At 47.7% G+C, this 16,784-nt stretch carries 20 protein-coding genes; all 20 read right to left on the reverse strand.

The window, feature by feature from the left end:
• Nucleotides 1-14: 14 nt before the first annotated feature.
• The 20 genes from flhB to fliF all read right to left on the reverse strand — a co-directional run bounded on the left by flhB (nt 15) and on the right by fliF (nt 16,755).
• On the reverse strand, nt 15-1,109 hold the full coding sequence (gene flhB, locus ACFRAM_RS02365; RefSeq protein ID WP_379464367.1) for a flagellar biosynthesis protein FlhB: 1,095 nt from the start codon (nt 1,107-1,109) through the stop codon (nt 15-17).
• A gap of 22 nt (nt 1,110-1,131) precedes the next feature.
• A complete protein-coding gene (gene fliR / locus ACFRAM_RS02370; RefSeq protein WP_379464368.1) occupies nt 1,132-1,917 on the reverse strand; it encodes a flagellar biosynthetic protein FliR in 786 nt (261 codons plus the stop codon).
• Between the two features lie 5 nt (nt 1,918-1,922).
• The gene (fliQ, locus tag ACFRAM_RS02375) at nt 1,923-2,195 is read right to left on the reverse strand and encodes a flagellar biosynthesis protein FliQ (protein WP_175371934.1); all 273 of its coding nucleotides are present in this window, start codon (nt 2,193-2,195) and stop codon (nt 1,923-1,925) included.
• A 21-nt stretch (nt 2,196-2,216) separates the two neighbouring features.
• Nucleotides 2,217-2,981: a flagellar type III secretion system pore protein FliP gene (fliP, locus tag ACFRAM_RS02380; protein ID WP_379464369.1), complete on the reverse strand. Its 765-nt coding sequence runs from the start codon at nt 2,979-2,981 to the stop codon at nt 2,217-2,219.
• Nucleotides 2,978-3,505, reverse strand: a complete 528-nt coding sequence (locus tag ACFRAM_RS02385; protein ID WP_379464370.1) for a flagellar biosynthetic protein FliO — start codon at nt 3,503-3,505, stop codon at nt 2,978-2,980. The genes fliP and ACFRAM_RS02385 overlap by 4 nt, the downstream gene beginning before the upstream one ends.
• Nucleotides 3,506-3,514: 9 nt before the next feature.
• Entirely contained in the window at nt 3,515-3,880 is a 366-nt protein-coding gene (locus ACFRAM_RS02390; RefSeq protein ID WP_066362129.1) for a response regulator, read from the reverse strand.
• 25 nt (nt 3,881-3,905) lie between these two features.
• Complete coding sequence (gene fliY, locus ACFRAM_RS02395; protein ID WP_379464371.1) at nt 3,906-5,210, reverse strand: flagellar motor switch phosphatase FliY; 1,305 nt, start codon at nt 5,208-5,210, stop codon at nt 3,906-3,908.
• Nucleotides 5,200-6,198: a flagellar motor switch protein FliM gene (gene fliM / locus ACFRAM_RS02400; RefSeq protein ID WP_379464372.1), complete on the reverse strand. Its 999-nt coding sequence runs from the start codon at nt 6,196-6,198 to the stop codon at nt 5,200-5,202. Before fliM ends, fliY begins: the two co-directional genes overlap by 11 nt.
• A 38-nt stretch (nt 6,199-6,236) precedes the next feature.
• Nucleotides 6,237-6,704, reverse strand: a complete 468-nt coding sequence (locus ACFRAM_RS02405; protein WP_379464373.1) for a flagellar basal body-associated FliL family protein — start codon at nt 6,702-6,704, stop codon at nt 6,237-6,239.
• On the reverse strand, nt 6,701-6,925 hold the full coding sequence (locus ACFRAM_RS02410; protein WP_379464374.1) for a flagellar FlbD family protein: 225 nt from the start codon (nt 6,923-6,925) through the stop codon (nt 6,701-6,703). Before ACFRAM_RS02410 ends, ACFRAM_RS02405 begins: the two co-directional genes overlap by 4 nt.
• A gap of 237 nt (nt 6,926-7,162) precedes the next feature.
• Entirely contained in the window at nt 7,163-7,981 is an 819-nt protein-coding gene (gene flgG / locus ACFRAM_RS02415; RefSeq protein WP_379464375.1) for a flagellar basal body rod protein FlgG, read from the reverse strand.
• A gap of 120 nt (nt 7,982-8,101) precedes the next feature.
• Nucleotides 8,102-8,485 (reverse strand): TIGR02530 family flagellar biosynthesis protein, encoded by a 384-nt coding sequence (locus ACFRAM_RS02420; RefSeq protein WP_175371941.1) that lies wholly within the window; start codon nt 8,483-8,485, stop codon nt 8,102-8,104.
• Nucleotides 8,482-9,036 carry a flagellar hook capping FlgD N-terminal domain-containing protein gene (locus tag ACFRAM_RS02425; RefSeq protein ID WP_379464376.1) on the reverse strand — a complete coding sequence of 185 codons (555 nt, stop codon included), beginning with the start codon at nt 9,034-9,036 and terminating at the stop codon, nt 8,482-8,484. Before ACFRAM_RS02425 ends, ACFRAM_RS02420 begins: the two co-directional genes overlap by 4 nt.
• 25 nt (nt 9,037-9,061) lie before the next feature.
• The gene (locus ACFRAM_RS02430; RefSeq protein ID WP_379464377.1) at nt 9,062-10,546 is read right to left on the reverse strand and encodes a flagellar hook-length control protein FliK; all 1,485 of its coding nucleotides are present in this window, start codon (nt 10,544-10,546) and stop codon (nt 9,062-9,064) included.
• Between the two features lie 25 nt (nt 10,547-10,571).
• Nucleotides 10,572-11,522 (reverse strand): magnesium transporter MgtE N-terminal domain-containing protein, encoded by a 951-nt coding sequence (locus tag ACFRAM_RS02435; RefSeq protein ID WP_379464378.1) that lies wholly within the window; start codon nt 11,520-11,522, stop codon nt 10,572-10,574.
• Nucleotides 11,523-11,540: 18 nt separating this feature from the next.
• Nucleotides 11,541-11,984 carry a flagellar export protein FliJ gene (gene fliJ / locus ACFRAM_RS02440; RefSeq protein ID WP_379464379.1) on the reverse strand — a complete coding sequence of 148 codons (444 nt, stop codon included), beginning with the start codon at nt 11,982-11,984 and terminating at the stop codon, nt 11,541-11,543.
• Nucleotides 11,985-11,993: 9 nt separating this feature from the next.
• Nucleotides 11,994-13,307, reverse strand: a complete 1,314-nt coding sequence (fliI, locus tag ACFRAM_RS02445; protein ID WP_379464740.1) for a flagellar protein export ATPase FliI — start codon at nt 13,305-13,307, stop codon at nt 11,994-11,996.
• On the reverse strand, nt 13,300-14,148 hold the full coding sequence (locus ACFRAM_RS02450) for a FliH/SctL family protein (RefSeq protein WP_379464380.1): 849 nt from the start codon (nt 14,146-14,148) through the stop codon (nt 13,300-13,302). Before ACFRAM_RS02450 ends, fliI begins: the two co-directional genes overlap by 8 nt.
• Entirely contained in the window at nt 14,141-15,157 is a 1,017-nt protein-coding gene (gene fliG, locus ACFRAM_RS02455) for a flagellar motor switch protein FliG (protein WP_175371946.1), read from the reverse strand. Before fliG ends, ACFRAM_RS02450 begins: the two co-directional genes overlap by 8 nt.
• An 8-nt stretch (nt 15,158-15,165) precedes the next feature.
• On the reverse strand, nt 15,166-16,755 hold the full coding sequence (gene fliF / locus ACFRAM_RS02460; RefSeq protein ID WP_379464381.1) for a flagellar basal-body MS-ring/collar protein FliF: 1,590 nt from the start codon (nt 16,753-16,755) through the stop codon (nt 15,166-15,168).
• Between the last annotated feature and the right edge of the window lie 29 nt (nt 16,756-16,784).

Here is a 16,784-nt window from a genome sequence, read left to right on the forward strand (position 1 = left end):
TAACCTCCCCCGCCTTATCTCTTCTTACCTTTAAGCTTGTATACATACGCCAGTACTTCGGCAACTGCCTGGAACAAATCTGCAGGGACGGTATCCCCGATTTCAGCCCTCTGGAACAGCGCCCGTGCAAGCGGCTTGTTTTCCATAGTCACAACGCCATGCTCCTTAGCCAGCTCCCGGATTCGGAGTGCCACGTAGTCCTGGCCCTTGGCAATAATCTGTGGCGCCTCCATCATGGAACCGTCATATTTCAGTGCTACTGCAAAGTGCGTCGGATTCGTTATGATCACATCCGCTTTAGGAACTTCCTGCATCATCCGCTGCATAGCCATCCTGCGTTGGCGTTCCCTGATCTTGCCTTTAATTAGAGGGTCACCCTCCATTTTCTTATACTCGTCTTTAATATCCTGCTTGGACATTTTGAGACTCTTCTCATGCTCATATTTCTGATATATATAGTCGAGAAAAGCCATAACCATCAGCACTGCGCCTATCTTGAGTCCGAGCGCCATCGTCAGCTTAGCTACGAATTTGAAAATCCCTTCCGTATCGATATGCGACAGTGACATGATGTTTCTTTTTTGCCCCCATAGCGTACTGTAGACTAAATACGCAATCAGAAGCAGCTTGAGGATGGATTTCAGAAATTCCACCAGTGAGCGCATAGAAAAAATATTTTTAAATCCTTTGATCGGATTAATTTTGCTGAACTTGGGGGCTAGCCCTTGTCCGGATGCCATAAAGCCGACCTGCATGATATTGGAGACCAGTGCCATAAAAAAAGTAACCCCAAACAGCGGAGCCAGTAGCAAAAGCACTTGCACTGCGTAACCGCTGAACATTTTCATCACATTCTCTGGTGTAATCTCCTGCAACATCCTGTTTTGAAAAATATCCATATACAAAGTCATGAAGCGTTCCTTCATGTAACCGCCAAACATGGATAAACTTAGCACTGCGGATAACAGCACGACAGCACCCGACAGCTCCGCACTTTTGGCTACTTGGCCTTTTTTGCGCGCTTCCTGTCGTTTTTTAGGGGTTGCTTTTTCAGTTTTTTCTCCCCCGAAATGCTGAAGATCCAGTTTATAGCGCCTAGGCTGCAGCATAACTCTCTCTCCTTATGGTCACCTATGGACTATTCCCCATCAGCTTCAGCAAGTTGTGCATAGATTCAAACAAAATATCGAACATGCTTCTGAAAAGAACTGCCAGACCTGGCATCAGCAGAAGTAGAAGCGCCAGACCAATAATGATTTTAAGCGGAACCCCGATCACAAATACATTGTATTGAGGAGCCGTTCTCGCCAGAAAAGCAAGGCCTATATCCGTCAGAAACAATGCCGCCACCAAGGGCGCAGACATTTGAAAAGCAAGGATAAACGATTGGGCAAATGTACGGACAAGGAATTCCGACAAGCTGCCGTCTATCATTTTCAGGAAAAGTTCATTATTAATAGGAACCCAATTATAGCTGTACACGATAGCATCCAGCAGATAATGATGTCCGTTCATACTCAAGAACATCAGTAGCGCAATCATATACTTGAAGTTACCAAAAATCGGTGCGGAAGCTCCAGTCATCGGATCAATGACATTCGCAATCCCGAATCCGATTTGGATATCAATAAAGGAGCCCGCCGTTTGTATCGCCATAAAGATAAGATAGCCTATGAAACCCAGTAGGAGTCCTACTAAAATCTCTTTGGCAATCAATAGAATATAACTAATATCCTGCGGGACAACCAACCCGGTTCCACTCGCACTAAACACTACCAGTGTCACAAAAAAGGAAAGACCGATCTTGAAGGTCATCGGCACTCCATTGGACGAAAAAACAGGAACGACAACAAAAAATGCTGAAATTCGACAAAAAAACAACAGAAAGACGGGAAAACTTTGCAGCATGATCTCCATATCCGTTACTTACCGATATACATATGGAGATTGCCCAAAATCTGGCTTGTAAAGTCGACCAATTTCGTAATGATCCAAGGCCCGAACAGCAGCAAGGCCAGCATTACTGCGACGATTTTGGGAACAAACGCTAGCGTTTGCTCCTGAATCTGTGTCGTAGCTTGAAAGATACTGATAATTAGCCCAACCGCCAGACCTAGAATCAGCATGGGCGCGCTAGTTTCCAGCACGATATATACGGCTTGGCCAGCTAGACCGATAATAAACTCCGTACTCATCCCTATGCCTCCTCATTAACGTCAGGTGTTAAAGCTCAATAGCAGTGATTTTATGACCAGGTACCAGCCGTCTACTAGTACAAAGAGCATAATTTTGAATGGTAACGAGATCATAACTGGCGGTAGCATCATCATCCCCATTGCCATCAGGGTGCTGGCTACTACAATATCAATGATTAAGAATGGTATGAAAATAAGAAAACCCATAGTAAATGCTTTTTTCATTTCACCGATTGCAAACGCAGGTACAATGACCGTTAATGGGATGTCGCTGTATGTAGCCGGCTTGTCTGTCCCCGTATACCCTGTATATTTCATAAACAGTAACAGGTCTTTGGAATTCGTCTGCTTGAACATGAATTCCTTCATTGGGTCAGCTGCCTTGTTCAGCGCCTCGCTCTGAGTAATTGTACCTTTCATATAAGGCTGCAACGCCGTCTCGTTAATGGTCGAGAATGTTGGTGCCATCACGAATAGCGTCAGGAAAAGAGCAAGCCCCACCAGCACTTGGTTCGGCGGCATCGATTGTGTACCGAGCGAGGTTCTGACAAAGCCCAGTACAATGACAATCCGGGTAAAACTAGTCATCAGGATAACAAATGCCGGGGCAACACTCAGAACCGTAATAAGAAGCAATATGGATATAGAACTGGTACCCCCGCTGGAACTATCACTACCCCCAATTTGCACATTAATATTAGGGATAGGATCAGCGTGCATCGTATGATTCATAAGAATGCTAAGGCTACTGAGCAGCAGAAAAGCGAGAATTAGCTTTTTTTTCATAAACCCCTCGACTCATTCTTGGCGGCATCTTCCCGAAGCAGCTCCTCCATCTTCTCTTTGCGCTCAGGCGCAGAGCGAAGCTTGGATTGAAGTGTCTCATAAAAGGATGATGTTTCACTAAGTTCAATTTCCTGAGATGAAACCTTCCCGCGCTGCCTATTTCTCAGTTTAGAGATAAGCGGCACGAGAAAGTTGTTACGGCCCGAGGCTTGATCCTCAAAAGCCGATATAATCAACGCTACCTCATCCGGGTCGGTCACCTTATCCAATATGGATACGTCCTCTCCGACTCCGATCAGGTACAGGCTGCTGCCAACTTCAATGACTTGCATAGACTTGCCCGGACCAAGCCCCACCGCACCAAGTGTGCGCATGGAACGTCCACTCATCCAAGTCTGATTGCGGCGGCCAAGAAAGCGGATCAGCAGCACAATAAGAACAATGATCACCGCAAGAACTAAAATAACGTTAAACAAGTTCAGCAGGGTATTACCCGTTCCAAGCGGTTCTGTGTTGCTCGGCATATCTGGTTCCTACACGCCCAGCGTTTTGTTTATCGCTTCAATAACACGGTCTGCTTGGAACGGCTTTACGATAAAGTCCTTAGCACCCGCTTGGATTGCATCGATAACCATAGCCTGCTGGCCCATGGCAGAACACATAATAACCTTGGCGCTTGCATCCACTTTTTTGATTTCTTTCAGGGCGGCGATTCCGTCCATCTCAGGCATAGTAATGTCCATCGTGATCAGATCAGGACGCAGTTCCTTAAATTTCTCGATCGCCTGAGAACCGTCCTGGGCTTCGCCCACTACTTCAAATCCGTTCTTTGTCAAGATATCCCGGATCATCATTCTCATAAATGCTGCATCGTCCACGATTAGAATTCGATTAGCCATTTTTACAAAATCCTCCCTAAGTACGCTATTGTAATTTTTGAATACGGTCCCACTGGCTGACGATATCCGTAACACGAACACCGAAGTTCTCGTCGATAACTACGACTTCCCCTTTGGCAATAAGTTTGTTGTTAACCAGGATGTCTACAGGCTCACCGGCCAGCTTGTCTAACTCGATAATCGAGCCTTGCGACATTTCCAAAATATCTTTAATCTGCTTCTGGGTCCTTCCTAATTCTACGGTGACTTTCAGTGGTATGTCCATCAATAAATTTAAATTATTTTCGTCAATGTTGCCGAAGCCGCCCCCATTAAGATTGGCAAATTGCACCGGTTGGACATTAACATTGCGGTTCTGTGCCGGATTAGCCGGCGGTGGTGTCTGCGCATAAGGCACTCCTTGCGGTGGCATCCCGTATGGCGGCATGCCTGGCATGCCATAAGCAGGCATTCCAGCCGGTGGATAATAGTAGCCACCTTCCGGCATTCCTGGATACGGCGGCATCCCCTGCGGGGGATAGGTCTGCTGAGCCCCTCCCTGAGGCTGCTGTGGCGGCGCCTGCTGGACCGGAGGTGCTTCCTGAGTCGGTTGGGCAGGTGCTGGTGCAGATGCCGTTGTCGAAGCTGCTGTCTCCTGCTCAGTAGGCGTTACATCACCAATCAGCATCGTAACCATGTCTTTGGCAAAACGCACGGGCAGAAGCTGCATGATCGTCGAATCGATCAAATCACCGATTTTAAGTCGGAAAGCAATGCGAATCAGTGTCTCATCATCAGGCAGACTTCCTACGCCTTCTCCGCTAGACATGTTAAGAATGTCAATCCCGGGTGGCGAGATATTAACAAACCGATTGAAGATGGTCGACATCGACGTTGCGGAAGAACCCATCATCTGGTTCATAGCTTCCTGAACTGCACTGATATGGATTTCATTCAGCTCTTCTTCCTTCGGTTCACCCTCACCGCCAAGCATCAGATCAGCAATAACTTGTGCATCACGGATTTTGATCACGAGTGAATTAATTCCTTGGAACCCGTCGACATATTGCACATGAACCGCTACATGCGGCTTAGGAAACGTCTCTTCAAACTCCCCCCGTGTAATAATAGATACTTGAGGTGTTGTAATATCAACTTTTTTGCCCAACAATGTGGACAATGCGGTCGCCGCACTGCCAAACGTTATATTCCCTATTTCACCCAAGGCATCCTGTTCAAACGGTGTCAAGAAGTCATCTACCGTCTTTACTTCTGCAGACATCGTGCCCTCCGCAGATTGTCGCAGAAGAGCGTCGATTTCTTCCTGGGATAAGTAGTCTTTACTCGTCAAGTTCCTCAACTCCTTCATGGACAATCTCGTCTATTTGAACCGCTACCCGATCCTTAATCATGCCGGGACTTCCAATGAATTTCAGCTTGTCTCCTACCTTAATCGACAGTCCGGAATCCACATTTCTGTTCAGTGAGATTACATCACCGACACTAAGTCCGAGAAACTCGGCTATGGACAGCCTGGATTCACCAAGCTCAGCCACAATCGGCAGCTGTGCCTTATGTACCCTTGCTTTTATTGCATCAATTTCTTCTGGATCTCTCGTCTTCTTCTCTGAAACGAACCATTGGTGCACCGAAAGTCGGGACATAATTGGCTCCAGCACGACGTGAGGAATGCATAAATTGATCATCCCAGTTGTGTCCCCGATCTTGGTGCTTAAGGAAATCAGGGCAATCGTCTCATTTGGTGACACGATTTGCATAAACTGTGGATTGGTCTCCAGCGCTTCCATACGCGGCTCAATATCCAGAACCGTCTTCCAGGCTTCCTGTAAACTCTCAAAACAGCGGCTGAAAATACGCTCCATAATCGTTGTTTCAATTTCGGTTAACGAATTAATTTTGGATGGCGCGGTTCCGAAACCACCAAGTAGCCTGTCAAGCATGGCAAAGGCGATATTCGGGTGCACCTCCATAACCATTCGTCCTTCCAGCGGTTCGGCTTCAAAGATATTCAAAATCGTCATTTTTGGAATGGAGCGGATAAACTCATCATAAGGGAGCTGCTCTACCTGAACGACATTGATCTGCACAAACGTGCGCAATTGGGCTGAAAAGTACGTTGTCAAATAGCGGGCGAAATTCTCATGAATCCGCGTAAGACTGCGGATATGATCTTTCGAAAAACGTACAGCCCGTTTGAAGTCATAGGAGCGAACCTTTTTCTGTGTTTCTTCTTTCTTAAGCTCATCGGCATCCATTTCACCGGATGACAGTGCAGCAAGCAGAGCATCAATTTCGTTTTGTGAAAGTACATCAACCAATTCAATCACCCCCCCATCAAGGATTTATCCCCCGGTTACTACTGTCTTGCAAGTACGAAATTGGTAACTTGAATCTGAGTCAGCTTGCCTTCAGTCAATGATTTGTTAATCAGATTGACTAATTTGCTGGTAAGCTGATCCTTACCGCTTGCTCCATTTAACTCTTCAGGCTTTGAATCCGCAAGCGTTTTGATAATAATAGGTTTGATTTTAATCTCTTGGATCTTCTCAAAAGCTTCTTTGGATTTCACAGAATCCAGTTGAAAAGCCAAATTTATTAAAACGATATAATCGGGGTCAGCTGAATTAGTTTTGATGTCCTTGATTTCAGCCGTCAGTGCGACAATCTCATCAGCACTTAAACGCTTTGTCTGTACATTATGCACGGCTTGATCCACATCATTGGCATTGCTTGGAAATAGCTTGTCCATTAACAGAAACGCAGCCACTACGATTAAAGTGATTGCGAGTAAAATTGTAATGAGCCAAGGCAGCATCTTTTTCATGAAAGCTCCTCCATGTTTTGAAATTTAATGGTGGCAGCATTCGTGCCGATGTCCTTGTTGTAATCACGGATTTTTGCAATGACCTCATCGGCTTTCTCAAGCACGATCAGTCTCTTTCCCGTCACCAGCGTAATATACGTGTCCGGGCTTTCCTCAACCATCTCCACCAGTAGGGCATTCAGCCACATGGGTGTACCATTTAATCTTGTTACGGAAATCATGACAGGCCTCCTAACAAAAATAGGGAGAGGAGAACCTCTCCCCCGATTGTGCATCCTCGCCTATTGGCGAACGTTATAATTTATAATAGCAAGCTATTGAATCAATTTCATAAATCCATAAGTGAGCGTCTAATCATCGATATCTAGTTGTACATGGTTTTGGTATAACTAGATATTGCACCTATTCGGATTGAAATCCGCATTATGAAATTGATTCATTAATAACGTTATTTAAAATTAACGCTTCAGATTCACAACTTCTTGCAGAATCTCGTCAGAAGTTGTAATAATCCGTGAGTTGGCCTGGAAACCGCGCTGTGTCACGATCATTTCCGTAAACTCTCCGGTGAGATCCACATTGGACATCTCCAGCTGACCTGCAACGATGGAGCCCGTTCCGGCTTCAGCATTGTTTGCAGTGGTAGGCTCAAGTAAGCCATCCGGGTTAGCGTTCAAGGTCATCCGGTACAGATTTCCTCCGATTTTCTCCAAACCTTGCGGATTAGCAACTTTTCCGATTCCGATTTGAGGTCCTGGCTCGGTTGTGCCGTCAGCTCTCGATAAGATAATCGTGCCGTCGCTGGAAATGGAGAAAGCTGTTACGTCTTCGTCGAACACGATGGGAGCCCCGTTGGAATCCACAACATGCAGACCGTCAGAGGTTAAGAGATTGCCTGCTGAATCCGGCTTGAAATCCCCTGCGCGCGTCAGGAAAGGTGTTTCCTGGTCTTCATTAAGCTTCACGAGGAAAAATCCATCCCCGTCAATCCGCAGGTCAGTTGGATTGTTAGTGGTCATCGCACTACCTTGCAAATGCATGGTATCAATGGAACCAATGCTCACACCGAGACCTACCTGCTTCGCATTCACCCCGCCTTGTCCGCCATCGGTTGGAGCCGTAACGCCTGATACCGTCTGGCTCATGATGTCCTTGAACATAACACGACCAGATTTGAAACCTACTGTGTTGACATTTGCAATGTTGTTACCGATGACATCAAGCTTGGTTTGGAAACCACGCATTCCTGAGACCCCAGAATACATTGATCTTAACATTTAATGTCGTCCTCCCAGATTATAGAGTCCATATGACTCGTGGAATGTAAAGCTATTTGGAGTTAAGAACCGCTTCAGTCGGTCGGCGGCCTCTCCGGCTCTCCGTTAGGACCGGCCGGTTTAAGATATAATTACTGCACTATCAATTTGTGTGAACACGTTGTCTTTCATCGAGCTGCCATCCATAGCCGTAACCACTGTGCGGTTAGGTACGCTGACGATTAGCGCCATATCCTTCATTAATATCAATGACTCTTTGCTTCCCTTGGCAGCAGCCTTGTCTACTGCGGATGAAATCTCATCCAACTGACGACTTCCAAGTTCAATCCCTCTTTGTTCCAATCTCTTGGCGGCATGGTTGCTGAATTTCAGCATATTCCGCTGCAGCAAGCTCTCAAAGGATGACTCCGGGGCTGCTGCATCTTTGGCAACGGACGGTCGCTGCAGGATTGAAGGATGAACGGCTGCCGGATACAGCTGACCTATGGTCATCCGGTCACTCATTGCTCCGCCCCGCTCTCCTTGTCATTGACCGAAGAGTCTCCAACGTCATTAGCGTCCGCTTTGGTATCGACTGGACTTGCGTCATTATTGCCAGTTCCGTTATCTGGTGTATTCTCGGTTTGCGGCACTTCATTCTGAATTTTGGTAATGTCAGTCAATGCAATTTTGTCATTGCCAACCACCGCATACTGAAGACCGTTGCTCACCAGTATGGAGTCTACTTTGCCGGATTTCTCCTCAAAAGTCTTACTATCCATCCAAGTTACTTGCTTTCCGATCAGCCCGGAAACAGAGCCAAGTGACTGGTTCATTTCCGTCAGCTGCTTCGAGATATTCGTGAGCTGCTCTACCGAAGTAAACTGTGCCATCTGAGCAATAAACTCTTTATCCTCCATCGGTTGCAGCGGATTTTGATTCTGCAGCTGGGTAATCAAAATTTTCAGAAACTGATCTTTTCCCAACTTGGAATCGCCAGTTGTCTTCTTGTTGTTATCCTCAGGATTAAAATTCCACTGGTCCCTGCTCGATACCGGTGGTGTTGTTGTAGTCATCGTCGTTCACCTCTCTTCTTCCCGTTTAGATTTTAGCTGAGAAGGAACCTCCGTGATTACGTTCTTCGCTTCCTTCACTCGCTACCCAATCTCTCCATTCACCGCTAAGCTCCGCCGCAAGAACGGCATCTCCAGAGTCTTCACTGCGTTGCTTCGAACGGTTGTTGCCGGACTGTTGTCCACCTGAGCCTGGTTGGCGGCCTTCCTGCCCGAATTGGGAATGCAGCGGTGTATTGTTCTGAGTCACTTCCAGTTTCTCTACCTGCAAGCCCTGTGACTGCAATGCCGCACGCAGCTGAGTCATTTGCTGTTCCAGCATATCTTTAGTAGCTGCATGCTCAGTCATGAACTGCGCGACAAGATGACCATTCTGCATCGTAATTTTGACATCAACCTGTCCAAGATGTTCCGGGAATAATGAAATCGTAGCTTCAGCAGCACTGCCTTTTCTCACGATCTCTAACTTTCCTGTAATAAAGCCTGTCATTTCTTCAGCAAACCGATGTACAGGAACCTGTGGTACAGGGGCTTCCGCTTTATGCAGCGAAGTAATGCCGCCACGCAGAGATAATTGACCTGCAGTGACGATTTCATGATCGCCAGCTTCTACTGGTTTCGCCTGTGCCGACTCTTCTTCCTTAGCATCGGCTTTGACAGCACCAGCTGCTACTGCTTTAGCGACTGAAACAGTAGGAGTGTCAGCCTGTTCTCCCGTCACACCTTGCTGTATAGCAGTCGGGGAAGATGCCACCGTGCCTTTAACTGTTGGCGCGTCTACTAGAGTAGGACGAAGCATAGGCGCTGCCTTCTCTTGAGTCTTATCCTTACTGTCCACACCTAAAAGCTGTTCAAAGGCTGCCGTGGATGACTGAACGTGAGCAGCATTTGCTGTGCTCGTTTGTTTAACAGATGGCGCTACTTGTTCTAACATTAACGAGAGCTGGTTTACCAGTTCAACGCCTTTGGCGACTGCAGCTTCGTCTCCTTTATCCGCTGATTGCTGAATCACATTGACCAGATGATGAAGCTCATCCTGAAGCGCAAATCGCAAAGTGGCTGAGTGCTGGGCTAGAGGCGGTAAGCTGCCCTCCAGGCCTTCACCTGTAGAATTACCACCCTCAATTGACTGCTGAGGCGTGTTTCCTACCGCCGCCACCAACATCAACCATCCCTGTAGCGCCGCTTGCAGCACAGGATCATTGCTGATCTTGTCATCCTGCTTCTCCAGTTCCTCTGTCATAGCTTTTAGCAAATCCTCAGGCTTCTGCTGACCTTGCTGATCACCAGATTCCCTTACTGTTTGCTCCGTAGCGCCGAGCAGTCCCATCAGCAATGAGGTTAAGCCTCCCACTGTCTGCGGGGTAACTGACGTAGCATTTGTACCCATCGTTTGCACAAGCGTCTGGGCGAAAGGCTGTGTTGTGGCTGTGGCAGCACCCGCTGCAGTCCCAGACTGAGCATTTCCAGCCAATGCATTGCTACCCAAAAGGGATTGAATAATCAAACTCATTGTTATTGTTCACCTCCTTTCAGGTTTACTTGCCACCCATCAGCCGGTTGACAATCTTGGCAGTCTGAGGACTATCATTTTTCGTCATTTCCCCCAAAATGGATGATCGAACCGAATCACTGACGGTGTTCAGGATCGTAATTACTTTATCCGGACTGATCTTGTACATTTCTCCGAGCAGAGATGCCGCATTTGCAGGTGTCATGGTGGAGAATGTCTGATTCAGCTTTTCCTTGTCCAGATTCTTGCTTGTATTTGCAGGCGTTGTCGCTGCTGCTTTCGAATCTTGTTTCAGTCGAGACTGAAGTGCAGCAATAGCCAGGTCCGAAGAAGTTGTCTCTTCCTTCAGCTTAATAGATACATCCGCTGCTTTCTTCGGATCCATCTTCTCAAGGATTGCGGTTTTGCTGGCATTATTCATCACACTGAAAATCTGCACCATTTCCTCTTGTGTCAAATTCTCCATGATCGGTGCTGCCTTGGATGGCTTCATCCCGGCGTAGAGCTTGGCCAAGTCCTTGACCTGCTTCAAGTAATCATCTTCGGTGGTAGCCGCTTTTGCTTCTTCGGCAGCCTTTGCTTCTTGAGTCATCGTATCCACCTGAGACTCAAGCGCCTGCACTTTATTATCCTGAGCCGTCTTCTCCTCAGTAATCTTCTTCAAGTTCTCCTCTTGCTTGGAAAGCTGTGACTTCAATTCTTTAATAGTAGAATTCGAGCTTTCGGCTTGCTTCTCAGCCTGTTTCTTCGGATCCGCTGGTTTAGAAGGATCCGCTGGCGGATCAGGAATCCATTTTTCCAAAATAGGAATCTTATTCGCAATCGCAAACACATTATTGCGGATATCCATATTGAAAAGTGTCAACAGTACGCCAAGCAGTACGAGCGTAAATATAATCGGTATCATCAAGAACAAGAAACGCTCAAACTTTCCTGCTGACCCTTCGTTTTCCAATTCAACTTCGTTATTTGCCACTAGGGGAAACCTCCCGGGTTAGAGGGATTTCATCGCGAAGCGGACGGTAGCCATCTCATCCAGTTCGTTTTGTTCCCGTAAAATCATATTTTGCTGAAACAGCATCTGGGCTTTATCCTTTGCCTTCAGCCATACTTTTTCGTCCAACATTTTATTGCTGAGCTGATCCTGCTTTCTCTGAACTTCCTGATGTGCACGGCCAATATCCGCATGCTTGCGAACAATGCATTTGTCCAGATAATCAACATAATCCTGCATTTCCCGCATCTTCACCATCGGCGTTTTGTGTTCCGCTGCGTTTTGCAGATCCATCATCAAATTGCTACGCTGGGCAGTCAATTCCTCGAGGCTTTTCTCCTGTGCCTGCAGTTCTCCGAGCGCGCTTGAGAGCATCCACTCTGCCTGTGTCTTTTCGTTACCCTTCAAGTCTACGACTTTTTGAAACGTATAATGAAATTTCATAATACTGAATCAACTCCTTGAGAACTGGGAAATTAAAGATTCCTGAACTTCAGTAAGCGTCACTTTTTCATTGACCTTCTGTCTGGTGAATTCCCAAATGCTGTCGATATAATGGATCGACTCATCGATCTGGGCATTGGAGCCTCGTTGATAGGCACCGATATTGATCAAATCCTCTGAATCCTTATACACAGCCATGAGCCGCTTCACATTCTCTGCAGCCGCTATCTGCTCTTCTGGAGCGATATCCTTCATAACACGGCTAATGCTGGCGAGCACGTCAATGGCTGGAAAATGTCCTTTGTTAGCAATGCTACGGTTAAGCACGATGTGCCCATCCAATATTCCCCGAACCGCATCTGCGATTGGCTCATTCATGTCATCCCCATCAACCAGCACTGTGTAGAACGCCGTTATTGATCCGGTTGGACCAGTCCCTGCACGTTCCAGCAGCTTCGGCAGGCTTGCAAAAACGGAAGGGGTGTACCCTCTCATCGCCGGCGGCTCACCGACTGCAAGCCCCACTTCGCGCTGAGCCATCGCATAGCGGGTAACAGAGTCCATCATCAGCATGACATTCAGTCCGCGATCGCGGAAATATTCGGCGATGGTGGTAGCGATCAATGCCCCTTTGATGCGGATCAGCGCCGGCTGATCCGAGGTAGCTACAATAACTACAGAACGTTGCAATCCTTCCGGACCCAAATCACGTTCAATAAAATCAAGCACTTCCCTGCCCCGCTCTCCAATGAGCGCGATGACATTCACATCTGCCGAGGTATTGCGGGCGATCATGCCCATTAGTGTACTTTTCCCGACTCCTGAACCCGCAAAAATCCCAACCCGCTGTCCTTTGCCGATGGTCAACAGCCCATCAATAGCGCGCACTCCAATGCTGATCGGTTCATGTACACGTGGCCGGGTCAGCGGATTGGACGGAATATTAAAAGTCGAGCTATGGGGCATCCGAGCCGGTATCAGCGAGCCGTCCAGCGGTTGGCCAAGGCCGTCAAGCACCTTGCCGAGCAGTTCGGAGCCAACTTGAACACTAAGCGGTTTCCCTGTACCGACTACGTCACAGCCTGGACCGATGGACTGAAGCTCGCCCAGAGGCATCAGCAGCACTTTATTATCACGAAAGCCCACAACCTCAGCCTGCAATGGCTTACTGCCCTTAGTCGGGTAGATGTAACATACATCTCCAATGCTGGCGTCTGGTCCTTCCGATTCCACCATGAGACCAATAACTTGCGTAACCTTGCCGTTAATTCTGACCGGATCGAGATTACGAAGCTGCTCTTTGTAACGTCCACTGTCAAGCATGCTCTTCACCACTTCCATGCTCCTCGGTATCCAGCGCGATTCGTACCAGCTCTTTCTTAATCTCCGAAAGCTGGGTATCGATACGGGCATCTATACTGCCAAAGGAAGACCGGATCACACAGCCCTGGTCTTTCACCGTTGAATCGGGCAAAATCTGCAGTTCTGCTTGAGAATCCACCGCGAGCGCCAATTCCTCTCTGGCTGCATTCACAAACGCGAACTGTGCAGGTGACACACAGAGCGAGATCAATCCTTGCTCGCGCTTACGCGCCAGATTCTTACGAATTAGTTCCATTGCGAACTGCGGCTCCAAGGTCAACTGCTTGTCCACAATCTTCTCGGCAATGTCACAACTCAGTTCTACAAGGAAAGGCTCGGCCTCCTGAATAATAACGTCTCTTGCCTTATAGGCTTCTTGCAATACCGCCCTGGCTTCTTCCATCATCTCGGCTAACTTCCGCTGCATCTCTTCCTCTGCCTTCTGGATGCCTTCCTGATAGCCTTGCTGAAATGCCTCGGATTTAACTGCCTCTACAAGGTGCTCATCCTGCTCCCGACGTTGCCGCCACCACTCTTCGGCTTCCGCCTGCGCCGCTTCCACAATGGACTCGGCCTCAAGGGAAGCATCACGCACCTGGCCTTCAGCAAACTCCTTCGCATCCTTCAGCATTTGCTTGCGGGCCTGCTCCGCCTCTTCCTGTGCGGGATCCTGATAGTGGATTTCTCCAGTAGTTTCCTCCGGATCGGGTTCTTCGGTGAGGCCGGCATAATGCCGGGCCTGCTCCAACCTCTTGAGTACATCTACCGGAACATATTGGGAGTGTTTGATCAGCTTAGACAATTATGTCATCTCCTCCACCGCGGGCAATAATAATCTCACCGGATTCTTCCAGTCTGCGGATCGTACCAACAATACGAGTTTGAGCTTCTTCCACATCACGCAGCCGCACCGGACCCATGTATTCCATTTCCTCGCGGAATGTTTCTGCCATGCGTTTGGACATGTTGCGGAAAATAACATCCCGCACTTCCTCGCTGGCCACTTTGAGGGCAAGCTGCAAATCCGCATTCTCGATATCGCGGATAATACGCTGGATCGAACGATTGTCCACGTTGACAATATCCTCGAAGACAAACATCCGCTTCTTGATTTCTTCAGCAAGCTCCGGATCCTGAATTTCCAAGGAATCCAGAATCGTGCGTTCTGTACCGCGGTCTACGCCATTCAGAATTTGAACGATGGACTCTATGCCACCAGCGTTGGTGTAATCCTGAGTAACTGTCGCCGACAGCTTTTGCTCGAGCACCCGTTCAATCTGGGTAATGACTTCTGGAGAAGTGCTGTCCATGACGGCAATTCTCCGCGCAACCTCCGCTTGTTTCTCCTGTGGCAATGAAGACAGGATCGCCGCAGCTTGTTCAAATTGAAGATAGGACAGGACGAGCGCAATGGTCTGTACATTCTCGTTCTGAATAAAGTTGAGAATCTGGTTGGGATCTGCCTTCCGAGCAAAGTCGAACGGCCGTACCTGCAGCGTAGCTGTCAGGCGGTTGATAACCTCCAGTGCTTTCTGCGAGCCTAGCGCTTTCTCCAGAATCTCCTTGGCGTAATTGATACCGCCTTGTGAAATATATTCCTGGGCGAGACAAATCTGGTGAAACTCTGCCATGATCGACTCTTTTTCACCGCTATCAACCTTACGCACATTGGCAATCTCCAGCGTAAGCTGCTCGATTTCATCGTCCCTTAAATGTTTGAATATTTGAGCCGACACTTCCGGCCCAAGTGTGATTAGCAGAATTGCAGCCTTTTGGCGACCGCTAAGTGTCTGCTGGGTAGCTTTTGCCATTAATCAGTTCACCTCTGTTCGTCTGCAAGCCATGTACGCAGCAGATTTACGAATTCGTCCGGTTTCTTCTTGGCCAGACTCTCAAGCTGCTTGCGAACCTGGCTTTCATTCGTTACGCTTTCCAAGTTAATGGAAGGAAACTCAGTCGGAACTTGCAGAGGAATATCTTCTTCCTCTTCTTCCTCCTCGGCTCTATTACGTCTCCGATAGATGAAGTATCCCACTCCGGCACCCACAAGCAGCGCAGCAGCGCCAATGGCCCAAACCATCCAATTAGCAAACCCGGTATCAGTAGTCGCAGCAGCACTGGAACCAAATGGTTGTGAAAATACCGAAACTTTTTTGGCCAACTCTGCGTCTGTATAAGTAACCTCAGAACCAGCCAGCGATGCCCGTACAATATTAACCAAAATGTTCTGGATAGCAGCTGTTGTTGGCTGATCCAAAGAATTTTGTCCATTAGGTGGTTCAACGGCAACATTAATGGTTAAATCTTTTACAGAGTACGGACTTGCAACGATATCTTTAGTGATTCGGTTTACTTCAAAGTTTCTAGTCTCCGAAGATTCATCCGAAGTCGACTGCCCCGTACCTGTTGCGGATGGGAATCCGGCAACATCCTGGGAACCCGTACCAGCCACGCCTCCCGTAGTGTTACCTTGGCCGGAATACGAGTTGCTGATAATCTGGGAACTGATCTCGATCCCCTTCATATTCTCAGTATCAACCGGTGCGACAAGATCTTCCTTGCGGCTCTCCTTGTCGAAGTTCAGCTTGGACATGACGAGTACATCTACCTTTTCAGGTCCCATCAGTCTGCTAAGAAATTGTTTAACATCCTTTTTGACATCATCTTCGAATTTCTTCTGCAGCGCAAAGTTCTCTTCCACCTGATTGGAGACTCCGCCTTGGCCGCCTTTGGCCGTTGGCATCAGTTCAACCTCATTGTTGGCGATCGTAATGTTCTCAACTGGCAGATTTGGTACAGCAGTCTTCACGAGATTGAAGTATCCGTCAATATTATCCTGGCTTGGTCTGAATCCGGGTTTAAACGTAAGTACAACGGAAGCGGAAGCCTTCTCCTGGTTAGCCTGTGAGGCAAATACCGTCTCTTTAGGCAGATTAATCAGTACCTTGGCATCCTGAATGCCTTGCATCCGTTTCATCAACTGCTCTACTTCACCATTCAGAGCGTTGTTATATTTCACATTAAACTCACTGTCTGTTGTACCAATCATCGACGAGTTCTCGTCAAAGATTTTGTACCCGATGGAGCCACCTTGCACAATTCCCTGCGAACCGATGTCCACCTTGATCCGTGCTGCCTCCGTACTTGGTACAGAAATGCTCTTTCCGTCAGGACTCAACCGGTAAGGTGTTCCTTTGGAGTCCAGATAGGTCATGACTGCCGCGGAATCCGTACTGTCCAGATCCCTAAATGCAACTTCATATTCTGTCTTGGACAACTGCATCGTAAGAACCACAATAATTACAATAATAATGCCAAGTGTGGAAAAAAATAATATCTTCTGTTGGTTGCTGAATCTGTTCCAATACTGGGCTGCTTTTTCCCGGTACTGGGCAAATCTTTCATTCACAGTGTCACCCCATCCGAAACTAAGCTAGG

This window comes from Paenibacillus sp. NPDC056722, assembly GCF_042790635.1.
Lineage (GTDB): Bacteria > Bacillota > Bacilli > Paenibacillales > Paenibacillaceae > Paenibacillus_AQ > Paenibacillus_AQ agri.

Bases quoted from the DNA above. Each gene is read 5' to 3' on its own strand.
- fliR (WP_379464368.1), bottom strand. From the start codon at position 1,917: ATGGAGATCATGCTGCAAAGTTTTCCCGTCTTTCTGTTGTTTTTTTGT.
- ACFRAM_RS02430 (WP_379464377.1), bottom strand. From the start codon at position 10,546: ATGAGTTTGATTATTCAATCCCTTTTGGGTAGCAATGCATTGGCTGGA.
- fliP (WP_379464369.1), bottom strand. From the start codon at position 2,981: ATGAAAAAAAAGCTAATTCTCGCTTTTCTGCTGCTCAGTAGCCTTAGC.
- fliI (WP_379464740.1), bottom strand. From the start codon at position 13,307: ATGCTTGACAGTGGACGTTACAAAGAGCAGCTTCGTAATCTCGATCCG.
- fliJ (WP_379464379.1), bottom strand. From the start codon at position 11,984: ATGAAATTTCATTATACGTTTCAAAAAGTCGTAGACTTGAAGGGTAAC.
- ACFRAM_RS02420 (WP_175371941.1), bottom strand. From the start codon at position 8,485: ATGAGTGACCGGATGACCATAGGTCAGCTGTATCCGGCAGCCGTTCAT.
- ACFRAM_RS02385 (WP_379464370.1), bottom strand. From the start codon at position 3,505: ATGCCGAGCAACACAGAACCGCTTGGAACGGGTAATACCCTGCTGAAC.
- fliQ (WP_175371934.1), bottom strand. From the start codon at position 2,195: ATGAGTACGGAGTTTATTATCGGTCTAGCTGGCCAAGCCGTATATATC.
- ACFRAM_RS02425 (WP_379464376.1), bottom strand. From the start codon at position 9,036: ATGACTACAACAACACCACCGGTATCGAGCAGGGACCAGTGGAATTTT.
- ACFRAM_RS02390 (WP_066362129.1), bottom strand. From the start codon at position 3,880: ATGGCTAATCGAATTCTAATCGTGGACGATGCAGCATTTATGAGAATG.
- ACFRAM_RS02405 (WP_379464373.1), bottom strand. From the start codon at position 6,704: ATGAAAAAGATGCTGCCTTGGCTCATTACAATTTTACTCGCAATCACT.
- ACFRAM_RS02410 (WP_379464374.1), bottom strand. From the start codon at position 6,925: ATGATTTCCGTAACAAGATTAAATGGTACACCCATGTGGCTGAATGCC.
- flhB (WP_379464367.1), bottom strand. From the start codon at position 1,109: ATGCTGCAGCCTAGGCGCTATAAACTGGATCTTCAGCATTTCGGGGGA.
- flgG (WP_379464375.1), bottom strand. From the start codon at position 7,981: ATGTTAAGATCAATGTATTCTGGGGTCTCAGGAATGCGTGGTTTCCAA.
- fliG (WP_175371946.1), bottom strand. From the start codon at position 15,157: ATGGCAAAAGCTACCCAGCAGACACTTAGCGGTCGCCAAAAGGCTGCA.